Genomic DNA, 13,177 nt, shown 5'->3' with positions numbered 1-13,177 from the left:
CGCCTGGTGGCGGACGTCGGGCGGACGCATGGACCCTCTCTCGGAGGCGGCCCGAACCCGGCGGGCGGGACAGGCGGGAAGGCGGGAGGAGCGGGACGCCGCGGCCCCCGCGGGGGCCGCGGCTACTGCGGTCCGGGCACGGGCAGGCGCGCGACCAGCTTGGCGACGATCTGCTCGGGGGAGAGGCGCTCCATCTGCGCCTCGGGAGCGGGCAGCAGGCGGTGGGCGAGCACCGGGACGGCGAGCGCCTGCACGTCGTCGGGGACGACGTAGTGCCGTCCGTCCAGGGCGGCGTACGCGCGTGCCGCCCGCACCAGGTGCAGGGTCGCGCGCGGTGAGGCCCCCAGGCGCAGGTCGGGGCTGGTCCGGGTGGAGTTGACCAGGTCGACGACGTAGCGGCGCATACCGGGGGCGACGTGGACCGCGCGCACGCGGTCGGCGAGGTCGCGGATCTGCGCGGCGTCGGTCACCGGGACGAGGGTGTCCAGGGGGGAGCGGGCACTGTGCGAGTCGATCATGTCGAGTTCGGCCTGCGGGGCCGGGTAGCCGACGGACACGCGGGCCATGAACCGGTCCCGCTGCGCCTCGGGGAGCGCGTAGGTGCCCTCCATGTCGGAGGGGTTCTGGGTGGCGACCACCATGAACGGGCGCTCCAGCGCGCGGGTCTGCCCGTCGACGCTCACCTGGCGCTCGGCCATGCACTCCAGGAGGGCGGCCTGGGTCTTGGGGGAGGCGCGGTTGATCTCGTCGCCCAGGACGATGTTGGCGAAGACCGGCCCGGGGTTGAACTCGAACTCGCGCCGGTCCTGGTGGTAGACGCTGACGCCGGTGATGTCGCTGGGGAGCAGGTCCGGGGTGAACTGGACGCGCTGCACCGAGCAGTCCACGGCCCGTCCCAGGGCCTTGGCCAGCATGGTCTTGCCGACGCCCGGCACGTCCTCGATGAGCAGGTGACCCTCGGCGAGCAGGACCGTCAGGGCGATGCGCAGCACCTCCGGCTTGCCCTCGATGACCGTCTCGATGGCGCCGCGGACGCGGTCCGCCACGGCGACGATTCCGCTGACGTCCTCCTGGACGCCGCCCCCGCGACCGCCGTGGTGTGTGCCGAGTGACACGAGACCCCTCCCGCTCCGTATGGCTTCGTGTGTCGGTGTTCGGAACCGAGGCTAGGCCCAATCGGAGCGATTGCAAACCAAAGTGCCGGAATCGGCGGCCGATTGATTCCACGGGCAACCAAAGAGGTCAAAGGGCCCGAATCGCTCTTCCGGGCATTGACGGTGCCCGTGCGGCGCACCCCGCTCCCTCCGCGCGCCCGCGCGCGAGGAGGGGTCGTTTTCGCAGGTCGCAGGGTATGTGGGGGGAGAGTGCCGGACGACACCCGGTGGTGTTCGCGCGGGCCTCGCCCGCCCCACCCTCCTGACCTGCGCATTTGTGGATTCTTCGGGGTGTGGATCCCGATTGGAGCTGTTGACGGTGGGGAAGAGTGGAGTAAGGTGGAGCATCGTGGAGAGGGTGAATTCTCCACTTCGGGGAGTGAGGGGGTGGGAGTGTGTTCCTCGGCACCCACACGCCTCGCCTCGACGAGAAGGGGCGGCTGTTCCTTCCCGCGAAGTACCGCGACGAGCTGTCGGGGGGTCTGGTGGTCACCAAGGGCCAGGAACGCTGCCTCTACGTCTTCCCGACGGAGGAGTTCCGGCGCATCACCGACGCGCTCGCCAGCACCCCGGTCACGGCCAAGTCCGTCCGCGACTACAGCCGGGTCCTCTTCGCCAGCGCCTCCGACGAGACCTGCGACAAGCAGGGCAGGGTGACCATCCCGTCGAAGCTGCGCGAGTACGCGGGTCTCGAGCGCGAGTGCGTCGTCATCGGCGCCAACACCCGCCTGGAGATCTGGGACGCCGACGCGTGGTCCGAGTACGAGGCCGAGCAGGAGCAGGCCTTCGCGCAGCTCTCCGAGGAGGTGCTGCCCGGGGTGCTGTGAACCCGGCGGAGCCACCGCCGGAACGCGCGGCACGACAGTCCACACCCTTGCAGGCCGGGGGTCGGCAACGGCCTCCGGACACGGCGCACACGAGCTGGCGCGACTTCCCCGGTGCCAGGTCGTGAACACGGGTCCTCCGAACGGTGGACAATAGCGGCCGTGTCCGGAAGGCCTTGCCGAACCCCGGCCGGGCCACGCGAAGGACACCGCGGAGCGCACCATGGTGGCGCTACCGCGGCGACCAGGGGGAGACGGCGAAAGCGTGGAGGAACAGCACCGCATGGGGGACACCCGGCAGCAGGAGCAGCCCGAAGGGGACGGCCCGGCCCGCGAGCACCAGGACACCGAGGACGGAGCCGGGCGGGAGAGCGGCATCGGGGACCGCGTCGCCGCGGCCCGCGCCGGGACGGACCCGCTGCACGTACCGGTCATGCTCGACCGGATCATCGAACTCCTGGCCCCGGCGCTCACCGGGCCCGGGGCCGTGTTCGTGGACGGCACCCTGGGGCTGGGCGGCCACTCCGAGGCCCTGCTCAAGGCCTGCCCCACCATGCGCCTGGTCGGGGTCGACCGCGACACCACGGCCCTGGAGCGCAGCGCCGAGCGCCTCGCCCCCTACGCCGACCGCACCCACTTCGTGCACGCGCTCTACTCCGACATCCCGCGCGCGCTGGACGAGGCGGGCGTCACCGAGGCCGACGCCGTCCTGCTCGACCTGGGGGTGTCCTCGCCGCAGCTGGACGAGACCGACCGCGGTTTCGCCTACGCCCACGACGCGCCGCTGGACATGCGCATGGACCGCACCCAGTCCCTGACCGCGGCCGAGGTCGTCAACACCTACCCGGTCGGCGAGCTCACGCGGGTCCTGCGCACCTACGGCGAGGAGCGCTTCGCCTCCCGCGTCGCCAGGGCCATCGAGCGGCGGCGCGCACAGGGTCCGATCGACTCCACGCGCGAACTCGCCGAACTGGTCCGGGAGGCCATCCCCGCGGCCACCCGCCGCACCGGCGGGCACCCCGCCAAGCGCGCCTTCCAGGGGCTGCGCATCGAGGTCAACGCCGAACTCTCCATCCTGGAGCGCACCCTGCCCGCGGCCGTCTCCCGCCTGGGCGTGGGCGGGCGCATCGCCGTGCTGTCCTACCACTCGCTGGAGGACCGGATGACCAAGAGGGCCCTCGCCGCGCTGGCCACCGACACCACGCCCGCGGACCTGCCGGTCCCCCTCCCGGACAGGCAGCCCGAGCTCCGGCTCCTCACCCGGGGGGCCGAGCTCCCCACGGACGAAGAGAACGAACGCAACCCGCGCGCCCAGTCGGCCCGCCTCCGGGCGGCCGAACGGGTTCGGCCGCCGCGGCAGTAGGGAGACCAGATGAGCACGAGGACGGACACGCGCCGGGCAGCGGCCCGCAAGGGCGGGAGCGGGAAGGGAGGGGGAGCCGCCCCCGCCCCGTCCGGGCGCGCCCCCGGGCGCAGGGCCGGGGCGGCGCGCGCCCGCCCGGCGCCGCGCATCCCCTTCGTCCTCCTCGTCCTGTGCCTGCTGGGCGGAGCGCTGGTCGCCCTGCTGGTGCTGCGCAGCGTCGTCGCCCAGGAGGCCTTCACCATCGCCAGCCTCCAGGCGGAGAACCGGGAGCTGGCCTACGAGGAGCAGCAGCGCCGCAACACGGTCGCGGGACTGGAGGCCTCGGAGCGGATCGCGGAGGAGGCCGAGGCCATGGGCATGGAGCAGGGCCAGGCCCCGCGCTTCCTCGACCCCGAGAACGGTGAGATCACCGGGAGCGCCGGGAGCGGTGAGTGAGCGCGCCGAGGGACCGACGCCCCCGGGACCCCCGCAGGCCCGGAGCGGCGGGCCGTTCCGGGGCCGGGCCCAGCAAGCGCCCCCAGCGTGAACCCCGCCGCCCCGACGGCGGCACCCGCGCACGCTCCTCGGCACGGTCCGAGGGGCGTTCCGTTCGCGGCGGGCGCGGCGGCGAGCGGGGCTCCGCGCGCCGCCGGCCGGGGCCGCCGCCGACCCCGCCCCTGCTGCGCCGCACCTTCCGGCGGGGGGAGCCGCGCAGCCGGATCAAGTTCGGCGGCGTGCTGATCGTCGTCATCATGCTCCTCTTCGCCGGCCGCCTGGTGCAGATCCAGGGACTGGAGGCGGAGCAGTACGCCGAGGCGGCCTCGCAGACCCGTCTCCAGACCATCGACATCCCCACCCTGCGCGGCGAGATCACCGACGCCGAGGGCAACCCGTTCGCCCTGTCGGTGGAGGTGCGCAACGTCTTCGTCGACCCCGAGGAGGTCGAGGAGGACGAGCGGGACCAGCTCATCGACGAGCTCGTCACCCGTTTCGGCCTGGACGAGGCCGAGGTCGCCGAGAAGGTCGACGCCCGGCCCTCCCGCTACCAGGTGGTGGCCACGAAGGTCCTGCCGCGCGACTGGGAGGGGCTGCGCGACCTGGGCCTGTCCGGCGTGGGCGCGGAGGTGGCCTACGACCGCGTCTACCCCGAGGAGACGGGGGCCGCCGACCTGGTCGGGTTCGTCGGCTCGGAGGGCCACGGCCTGGAAGGGCTGGAGGGCTACCTCGACAGCACCCTGGCGGGCGAGTCGGGCCGGCGGCAGGTCGAGGTCGGCATCGACGGCACCCAGATCCCCATGGCCGGGGGCCTGGTCAGCGAGCCCGTGCCCGGACAGGACGTCCGGCTGACCCTGGACCAGGACATCCAGTGGTACGCCGCGCAGACCCTCGCGAACAGGGTGGAGGAGCTGGACGCCGTCGCCGGCAGCGTCGTCGTGGAGCGCGTCGGCACCGGGGAGATCCTCGCGATGGCCGACTTCCCGACGTACTCCCAGGCCGACATCGACTCCACCGGGCCCGAGCAGTGGTCCAACGGGGCGGTCGCGGAGACCTTCGAGCCGGGCAGCACCAACAAGGTCATCACGGTCGGTGCGGCGCTGGAGGAGGGGCTCACCGAGCCGGAGACGGTGTACACCGTGCCCTACTCCCTCCAGTACTACGACCAGACCTTCCGCAACTCCAGCAACAACGGCACGCAGCGCCTCACGGTCAACGGCATCATGGCCCAGTCCAGCAACGTCGGCACGATCAAGATCGCCGACCAGGTGGGGGCCGGGGTCCTGCACTCCTACATCGAGGACTTCGGGATCGGCCAGCCGACCGGGCTGAACCTGCCCGGTGAGGAGGCCGGGGTGCTGACGGCGCCCGAGGACTGGTGGGGCACCCAGCTCCCGTCGGTCTCCATCGGGCACGGCCTGACGGTCAACGCCGCCCAGATGGCCTCGGTGTACTCCACCGTCGCCAACGGGGGCGTGCGGGTCGCGCCGACGGTGGTCGCGGGCACGGTCGACACGAACGGGGAGTTCACTCCGGCGGAGGAGCCCGAGCGGCGCCGCGTGCTCAGCGAGGAGACCGCCGAACAGCTCGCGCTCATGCTGGAGGCGGTCACCGGGGACGAGGGCACGGCGCCGCAGGCACGCATCGACGGGTACCGGGTCGCGGGCAAGACGGGCACCGCCAACCGCATCAACCCGGAGACGGGCACCTACGAGGACGGCGGGTACACGGCGTCCTTCTCCGGCTTCGCGCCCGCCGACGACCCGGAGATCGTCGTCCAGGTGGTCCTGCACAACCCGCAGGGCACCTACTACGGCGGCGAGGCGGCCGGCCCGGTGTTCAACGACATCATGTCCTTCGCGCTGAAGTCCCTGAAGGTCCCGCCGACGGACACCGACCCGCCCGCCATCCGGCTGTCGGAGGAGGACGCGGGCTAGCGTGCCGGGCCCGCGCCGAGCCGGCGCGGGCGCCGGGGGCGTCCGCGCGACGCGCCCCGGCACGCGGACCGCCGCAGACGGCCCCGGGCCCCGGTGTCAGGTGCGCCGGTCGGCCCCGCGGCCCAGGTGCGCGTCCAGGCGGGCGCGCACGGAGCGGACGTGCTCGGGGCCGGTGCGGCAGCACCCGCCCACGAGCACCGCCCCGGCCTCGTACCAGGACACCGCGGCCCCGCCGAACCCCTCCGGGTCGCCGGAGCCCGTCCACCGGCGGCCGGACGCGTCCCAGTCCTCCCCCGAGTTGGGGTAGGCGACCGCGGGCAGGCCCGCCGCGGCCACCGCGCGGACCAGGGAGGGGACGTGGCGGGGCGCGGTGCAGTTGACGCCCGCGGCGACGAGCCTCCCGGCCGCGTACAGCGGCGCGAGTTCGGCGACCGCCCCGCTCAGGGGGGTGCCGTCGTTGAGGTGCTCGCCGTCGCGGCAGGAGAAGCTGATCCACGCGCGCGGCCCGGGGACCTCGGCGAGGAGCCGGGCCAGGGCCCGGGCCTCCGGCAGGGAGGGGACCGTCTCGCAGGCCATGAGGTCCGCCCCCGCGCCGGCGAGCACGCGCCACCGCTCGCGGTGCCAGGCGTACAGGCCGTCCTCGTCCAGGTCGTAGTCGCCGGTGTACTCGGACCCGTCCGCCAGGGCCGCGCCGTAGGGACCCACCCCGGCGGCGACCAGGCCCGAGCCGAACGCGTCGCGCTCGGCCCTCGCCAGCTCCACGGACCTGGCGAGGAGCCCCGCGGCCTCGCGCCGCGAGTGCCCCCGGGCCTCCAGGGCCGGGATGCTCGCCTGGTACCCGGCGGAGATCGCCACGTCGGCGCCCGCCTCGAAGTAGTCCCGGTGCGCGCGGCGGATCAGCTCGGGCCCGTCGGCCAGCAGCCGCGCCGACCACAGGCCGCCGCGCAGGTCGGCGCCGTAGGACTCCAGGCGGGTCGCCAGCCCGCCGTCGAGCACCAGCGGGCGCCCGCCGGACACGCCCGGCACCGTTCGGACCACGTCGCCCTCCCCCGTGAGACTTCCAGGGTAGGCGCGGCGGGGCGCGGCCCCGGGACCCGCCCCTCCGGGCCCGGCCCGCGGCGTGCCCCCGCCGGTCCCGGCGCGGGGCCGCGGGGCCCGGCCGGCGCCCGCCGGAGAATCCCCGCCGCACGCAGCGTGGAAATTACCGACCGGTCGTCCGCAGCGGTTAACCTCCACACGTGCCACCGGTAATGCGACCTGAACACACGCCACTTCGTCCCCTGTCCGCCCTCGCAGCGCTGCTCGGGCCGGACGCCACACTCCTGCGCCCGGACCTCGGCGCGGACCACACGGCCGAGGTGCCCGGCAGGGAGGTGCACGTACGCGGCATCACCCACGACTCACGGAAGGCGGGACCCGGAGACCTGTACGCGGCGCTGCCGGGAACACGCGCCCACGGCGCGGACTTCGCCGGGCAGGTGGCCGAGGCGGGAGCCGCCGCCGTCCTCACCGACCCCGCCGGGGCCGAGCGCGCCGCCGCGACCGGCCTGCCCGTGATCGTCGTCCCCGACGCGCGGGCCGCGCTCGGAGCGGCGGCCTCCTGGGTCTTCAAGGAGCCCGCGCAGGACCTGCTGCTGATCGGCACCACGGGCACCAGCGGCAAGACCACGGTCACGTACCTGGTCGAGTCCGGGCTCCGCCGGGCCGGCATGACCACCGGCCTCGTCGGCACGGTGGAGATGCGCGTGCGGGACGAGCGGGTCGCCTCCTCCCTCACCACACCCGAGGCCACCGACCTGCACGGCCTGTTCGCGCTCATGCGCGAGGAGGGCGTCACGGCCGCCGCCATGGAGGTCTCCAGCCACGCCCTCGCCCTGGGCCGGGTCGGCGGAACCCGCTACGACGTGGCGATCTTCACCAACCTGTCCCAGGACCACCTGGACTTCCACCCGGACCTGCGCGACTACTTCGACACGAAGGCGCGGCTGTTCACCCCCGAGTACTGCGACATCGCGGTCGTCAACGCCGACGACCGGTTCGGCCGCGCCCTGGTGGACATGGTGCAGGCCGACGGGACGGTCCCCGTCACCACCTTCGCCGTGGACGGCTTCACCGACGCCGACCCGGCCACGGCCATGGAGGCCGACTGGCGGGCCGTGGACGTCGACCTGGGGGCCACGGGCAGCAGGTTCCGGATCGTCGGTCCGGGCGGCATGGAGGCGGAGGCCTCCGTCGGCCTGCCCGGGCCGTTCAACGTCTCCAACGCGATGGCCGCCATCGTCGGCCTGGTCGAGGCGGGCCTGCCGCTGGAGACCGCGATCGCCGGCGTCGCCGCCGCCCCGGGGGTGCCCGGGCGCATGGAGCCCGTGGTCGTCGACGACGTGCCCCGCGCCTTCCAGGACTTCACCGCGCTCGTGGACTACTCCCACAAACCCGGTGCCATCGAGGCGGTCCTCACCGCGCTCCGCTCCACCACCGACGGCTACGTGACCATGGTGGTCGGCTGCGGCGGGGACCGCGACCGCGCCAAGCGCCCCCTGATGGGCGAGGCCGCCGCACGCCTGGCGGACCAGCTGGTCATCACCAACGACAACCCCCGCACCGAGGACCCCGTCTCCATCGCCGCGGCGATGCTCGAGGGCGTGGCCAAGGTCCCCGAGGACCAGCGCGCCCACGTCACGGTCGAACTCGACCGGGCCGAGGCCATCCGCATCGCGGTGGACCGCGTCCGCCCGGGCGACGTGATCGTCGTCGCGGGGAAGGGCCACGAGACCGGCCAGTACGTCAAGGGCGAAGTGCTGCCCTTCGACGACCGGGAGGTGCTGCGCCGGGCCATCGGCGACCACCTCGCCGTGAGCTCCCGCGAACGGCTGGGCGTCGCCCTCCAGGACATCCACAGGGTCCCTGACGAGGGATGACCCCACAACACTCCCGGGCGGCCTCCGTTCGGGACGAGGGGCGCGGACACGGTCCGCGCCCCTCGTGCGTCCCCGCCGCCCGGGGCGCGCGGATCACTGGTCACACGGACACTGCCGGTCACGAAGTGGACCATATTGCTCCACACAGGGCCCGGCGGGACCCCGGACACCGCAATGTGTTCTAAGGTAGGTCCGGCAATCGCAGCCCGACCGCCCACGGTGGCGCCCATGGCGTAGCCCGCCGACGCGGCCCCGGTGAGCCGGCGCGGCACCGCGCGCACGGCATCCGCGGTGCCATCCCCTGACCTGACTCCGGCCGGTGGCCAACAGCCCCTGTGGTGCCGTGGGCCGGGCCTGACATGAGGAGTGGATTTGATCGCGCTCACGCTCGATCGGATCGCTGAGATCACCCAAACCGCCATCGGCGGATCAGCGCGCCCCGACGCCGTCGTCGACGGTCCCGTAGTCATCGACTCGCGGCAGGCAGCGCCAGGAGCGCTCTTCGTCGCCCTGACCGGGGAACACGTCGACGGACACGACTTCGCCGGAGCCGCTGCCGCGGCCGGAGCGACGGCCGTCCTGGCCTCACGCCCCGTGGCGGCCCCGCACCTGCTGGCGGAGGGGGGCGACGACGGGGTCGTCGCGGCCCTGGCCCGGCTCGCGCGGTACGTGGCGCGGGAACTCGGCGACGTCCGGCGCGGAGCGGACGCGGCCGAGGTCGTCGCGGTCACCGGGTCCTCCGGCAAGACCACCACGAAGGACCTCATCGCGCAGGTCGTCGGCGGGCTGGGCCCGACCGTCGCCCCGGCCGGCTCCTTCAACAACGAGATCGGCCACCCGCTCACCGTGCTGCGCGCCGACGCCGGCACCCGCAACCTGGTCCTGGAGGTCTCCGCGCGCGGCGTCGGGCACATCGCCCACCTGTGCGAGGTCGCCCCGCCCAGGATCGGCGTGGTCCTCAACGTCGGCAGCGCCCACATGGGCGAGTTCGGCGACCGCGACACCATCGCCAAGGCCAAGGGCGAGCTGGTCGAGGCCCTGCCGCCCGGCTCGGCGGACCGCGGTTCCGGCGGTGTCGCCATCCTCAACGCCGACGACCCCCGGGTGAGCGCGATGGCGTCGCGCACCCGCGCCAGGGTCGTCACCTACGGACAGGGCGAGGACGCGCACGTGCGCGCCACCGACGTGGTCCTCCAGGACTCCGGGGCCCCCTCCTTCACACTCCACCTGGGCGGTCGCACCGCCCAGGTGAGGTTGGCGCTCGTCGGCGCGCACCAGGTGCACAACGCCTTGGCCGCCGCCGCCGTCGCCGACGAACTCGGTATGGACATCGACGCCGTCGCCGCCGCCCTCGGCGCCGCGACCCCGGTCAGCCGGTGGCGGATGGAGGTCACCGAACACGACGGTGCCACGCTCGTCAACGACGCCTACAACGCCAACCCCGAGTCCGTGCGGGCCGCGCTGACCACACTCGAAGCGCTCGCCCGCAACCGCCGTTCCATCGCGGTGCTCGCCCACATGGCGGAGCTCGGCGAGGACGGCGGAGCCGAACACGAGCAGATCGGTGAGCTGGCCGCCCGCACGGGCGTGGCCCACCTGATCGTGGTCGGAGAGGCGGCCGAGGGCATCGCCGTCGGCGCCGAACGCGCTGCCCGGCAGGGGCAGTGGCGGGGTGAGTGCATCCGGGTCGCGGACGCAGGGGCGGCCGCGGCGGCGCTGCGCGAACGCATGCGCACAGGAGACGTCGTCATTGTGAAGGGATCGCGGGTGGCAGCGCTCGAAAGGGTTATCGACCTCATCACCAAGGGTGATGTCCAGTGATCGGCATCTCCATCGCGGCGGCGCTGTCGCTCATCGTCTCCATGGCGTTGATGCCGCCGCTCATCAAACTGCTGTACCGGTTCAAGTTCGGCCAGGAGGTCCGCGACGACGGACCCGAGGGCCACAAGACCAAGCAGGGCACGCCCACCATGGGCGGCATCGTCGTCATCCTCGGCGCGGTGGTGGGCTACTTCGGGTCCCACCTGGTGCTGTGGCTGGTGCAGCCCTCCTCGACAGGGCCGACCGCCTCGGGCCTGCTCGTGATGTTCCTGTTCGTCGGCATGGGCTGCGTCGGCTTCCTCGACGACTTCATCAAGATCTACAAGCGCCGCAGCCTCGGCCTGCGCAGCGGCGCGAAGATGGTCGGCCAGGCCGTCATCGGCATCGGCTTCGCCTACGGGGTCACCCAGTTCCCCAACGGGTACGGCTACACCCCCGCGGCCCCCAGCCTGTCCTTCCTGCGCGACTTCGGGCCCCCGCTGATGCTGGGCCTGTTCATCCTGTGGGCGCTCTTCCTCATCGTCGGCTTCTCCAACGCGGTGAACCTGACGGACGGCCTGGACGGCCTCGCGACCGGCGCGACCATCCTGTCCCTGGTGGCCTACGTCATCATCGGCAACTGGCAGCTGCGGCAGTCGTGCGTGTCCTACCTGTCGGACAGCTGCTACACGGTCCGCGACCCCCTGGACCTGGCCGTGGTGGCCGCCGCGGCGCTCGGCGCGTGCATCGGCTTCCTGTGGTTCAACGCGCCGCCCGCCAAGATCTTCATGGGCGACACCGGCTCCCTGGCGCTGGGCGGCCTCATCGTGGGCCTGGCCATCACCACCCGCACGCAGCTCCTGCTGCTGCTCATCGGCGGCCTCTTCGTCATCATCACCATGTCGGTGATGATCCAGATCACGTCGTTCCGCCTCACCGGCAAACGCGTGTTCCGCATGGCGCCGCTCCAGCACCACTTCGAGCTCAAGGGGTGGGCCGAGCCCACCATCGTGATCCGCTTCTGGATCATCCAGGGCCTGTTCGTGGCGATCGCCATCGGACTCTTCTATCTCGAATGGATGCCGAGGTAGAAGGCATGCCGAACCACTCTTCCGACACACGGCCCGGTCCCGCGGCCGACCCCGCACCGGGCGGGGCCGGCCTGGAGGGACGACTGGTCTGCGTCGCCGGTCTGGGAGTGTCCGGGCCCCCGGTCGCCAGGGCGCTCCTGGCCCGCGGGGCCCGCGTGGTCGTCGTGGACGGCCGCGACGACGACACCGTCCGGCCGGTCGCCGCCGAACTCGCCGACGCCGGGGCCGAGGTGGTCCTCGGCGGGACCCCGCTGCCCGAGGGCTGCGACCTGGTCGTCACCTCGCCCGGCTGGCGACCCGACTCCCCGCTCCTGGTCCGGGCCGCCGAGGCCGGGACCGAGGTCATCGGCGACGTCGAGCTGGCCTGGCGCCTCAAACCCGCGGACCAGGTGTGGCTCGCCATCACCGGGACCAACGGCAAGACCACCACCGTGCGGATGCTGGAGGCCATGCTCCGCGCGGACGGGCGGGACGCGCTCGCCGTCGGCAACGTCGGCACGCCGATCGTCGACGCGGTCCTGCCCGACGCCGACGGCCACGTGCACGACGTGCTGGCCGTGGAGCTGTCCAGCTTCCAGCTCCACTGGTCCAGCAGCGTGCGCCCGCACGCCGCCACCGTCCTCAACGTGGCCCCCGACCACCTGGACTGGCACGGCGGCCTCGACCCCTACGCCCGGGCCAAGGGCAGGGTGTTCGCGCCCGGGACGATCAGGGTCGCCAACACGGCCGACGCCTGGTCGGTCCGCCTGGCGGAGGAGGACGGCGACCCGCACGCCCCGCTCGTCGGGTTCCGGCTGGACACCCCGAGGGCCGGCGAGCTGGGAGTGGTCGAGGACCTGCTCGTCGACCGGGCCTTCTCCGCCGACCCCGGCAGCAGCGCCGAGGAGCTGGCCACCCTCGCCGACGTCCGCCCGGCCGCGCCGCACAACGTCGCCAACGCCCTGGCCGCGGCGGCGCTCGCCCGCTCGATCGGCGTCGCACCGGCGTCGGTGCGGGCCGGCCTGGCCGCGTTCCGACCGGAGCCCCACCGCATCGCGCACGTGGCCTCCGTCGGAGGCGTCGACTACGTGGACGACTCCAAGGCGACCAACCCGCACGCCGCGGCGGCCTCGCTCGGGGCCTACGCGTCCGTGGTGTGGATCGCCGGCGGCCTGCTCAAGGGCGCCGCGGTCGACGACCTGGTCGCCGCGGCGGCCGGCCGGCTGCGGGGCGCGGTACTGATCGGCGCGGACCGGGCCCGGCTGCGCGAGGCCCTGGCCGAGCACGCCCCCGCCGTCCCCGTGGTCGAGGTCGAGGGCCCGGCCCCGGACGCGCCCGCGGGCCACACGGTGATGGACGCCGTGGTCGCCGAGGCCGCGGCCATGGCCCGGAAGGGCGACACGGTGCTGCTGGCCCCGGCCGCCGCGTCCATGGACATGTTCACCAACTACCCCGAGCGCGGACGGCTGTTCTCCGAGGCCGTGCACCGCCTGCCCTGAGTGACCGGACGCCGCCCGTACGTGACGAAGTCCGCGCGGGCGGCGTCCGCTGTGCCCACCGCCACCCGACCGGTCGCCAAAGATGGCCAACACGCGGGAAATGTCCACGGTTCCCGACCCGGGCGTGCGCCAGTATTG

10 protein-coding genes are annotated in these 13,177 nt (G+C 73.7%); 8 read left to right on the top strand and 2 right to left on the bottom strand.

Features of this window, described 5'->3' with window-relative positions:
- Window positions 1-122: 122 nt before the first annotated feature.
- Window positions 123-1,115, bottom strand: coding sequence for an AAA family ATPase (locus tag ACIRPH_RS03160; RefSeq protein ID WP_402908596.1), 993 nt, complete (start codon window positions 1,113-1,115; stop codon window positions 123-125).
- Window positions 1,116-1,549: 434 nt separating this feature from the next.
- Between ACIRPH_RS03160 and mraZ the strand changes: the two genes are divergently transcribed.
- The 4 genes from mraZ to ACIRPH_RS03140 all read left to right on the top strand — a co-directional run bounded on the left by mraZ (window position 1,550) and on the right by ACIRPH_RS03140 (window position 5,752).
- A complete protein-coding gene (mraZ, locus tag ACIRPH_RS03155) occupies window positions 1,550-1,981 on the top strand; it encodes a division/cell wall cluster transcriptional repressor MraZ (RefSeq protein ID WP_402908594.1) in 432 nt (143 codons plus the stop codon).
- Between the two features lie 280 nt (window positions 1,982-2,261).
- The gene (gene rsmH, locus ACIRPH_RS03150; RefSeq protein WP_402909497.1) at window positions 2,262-3,341 is read left to right on the top strand and encodes a 16S rRNA (cytosine(1402)-N(4))-methyltransferase RsmH; all 1,080 of its coding nucleotides are present in this window, start codon (window positions 2,262-2,264) and stop codon (window positions 3,339-3,341) included.
- Window positions 3,342-3,350: 9 nt separating this feature from the next.
- On the top strand, window positions 3,351-3,776 hold the full coding sequence (locus ACIRPH_RS03145; protein WP_402908592.1) for a hypothetical protein: 426 nt from the start codon (window positions 3,351-3,353) through the stop codon (window positions 3,774-3,776).
- Entirely contained in the window at window positions 3,773-5,752 is a 1,980-nt protein-coding gene (locus tag ACIRPH_RS03140) for a peptidoglycan D,D-transpeptidase FtsI family protein (RefSeq protein WP_402908590.1), read from the top strand. The genes ACIRPH_RS03145 and ACIRPH_RS03140 overlap by 4 nt, the downstream gene beginning before the upstream one ends.
- A gap of 96 nt (window positions 5,753-5,848) precedes the next feature.
- Here ACIRPH_RS03140 and mmuM read toward each other — a convergent pair whose 3' ends face one another.
- The gene (gene mmuM / locus ACIRPH_RS03135; RefSeq protein ID WP_402908588.1) at window positions 5,849-6,790 is read right to left on the bottom strand and encodes a homocysteine S-methyltransferase; all 942 of its coding nucleotides are present in this window, start codon (window positions 6,788-6,790) and stop codon (window positions 5,849-5,851) included.
- A 212-nt stretch (window positions 6,791-7,002) separates the two neighbouring features.
- Here mmuM and ACIRPH_RS03130 point away from each other — a divergent pair, with 212 nt between their 5' ends.
- From ACIRPH_RS03130 to murD, 4 genes are all read left to right on the top strand, one after another.
- Window positions 7,003-8,670 (top strand): UDP-N-acetylmuramoyl-L-alanyl-D-glutamate--2,6-diaminopimelate ligase, encoded by a 1,668-nt coding sequence (locus ACIRPH_RS03130; RefSeq protein WP_402908586.1) that lies wholly within the window; start codon window positions 7,003-7,005, stop codon window positions 8,668-8,670.
- Window positions 8,671-9,042: 372 nt separating this feature from the next.
- Window positions 9,043-10,491, top strand: a complete 1,449-nt coding sequence (murF, locus tag ACIRPH_RS03125; protein ID WP_402908584.1) for a UDP-N-acetylmuramoyl-tripeptide--D-alanyl-D-alanine ligase — start codon at window positions 9,043-9,045, stop codon at window positions 10,489-10,491.
- Window positions 10,488-11,561, top strand: coding sequence for a phospho-N-acetylmuramoyl-pentapeptide-transferase (gene mraY, locus ACIRPH_RS03120; protein ID WP_267945821.1), 1,074 nt, complete (start codon window positions 10,488-10,490; stop codon window positions 11,559-11,561). Before murF ends, mraY begins: the two co-directional genes overlap by 4 nt.
- A gap of 5 nt (window positions 11,562-11,566) precedes the next feature.
- A complete protein-coding gene (murD, locus tag ACIRPH_RS03115; RefSeq protein ID WP_402908582.1) occupies window positions 11,567-13,039 on the top strand; it encodes a UDP-N-acetylmuramoyl-L-alanine--D-glutamate ligase in 1,473 nt (490 codons plus the stop codon).
- The last annotated feature ends 138 nt before the right edge of the window (window positions 13,040-13,177 follow it).

This window comes from Nocardiopsis sp. NPDC101807 (genome assembly GCF_044766605.1).
GTDB lineage: Bacteria > Actinomycetota > Actinomycetes > Streptosporangiales > Streptosporangiaceae > Nocardiopsis > Nocardiopsis tropica.
The sequence above is the reverse complement of the archived record's forward strand: the minus strand, read 5'-3'. Positions and strand labels throughout refer to the sequence as shown.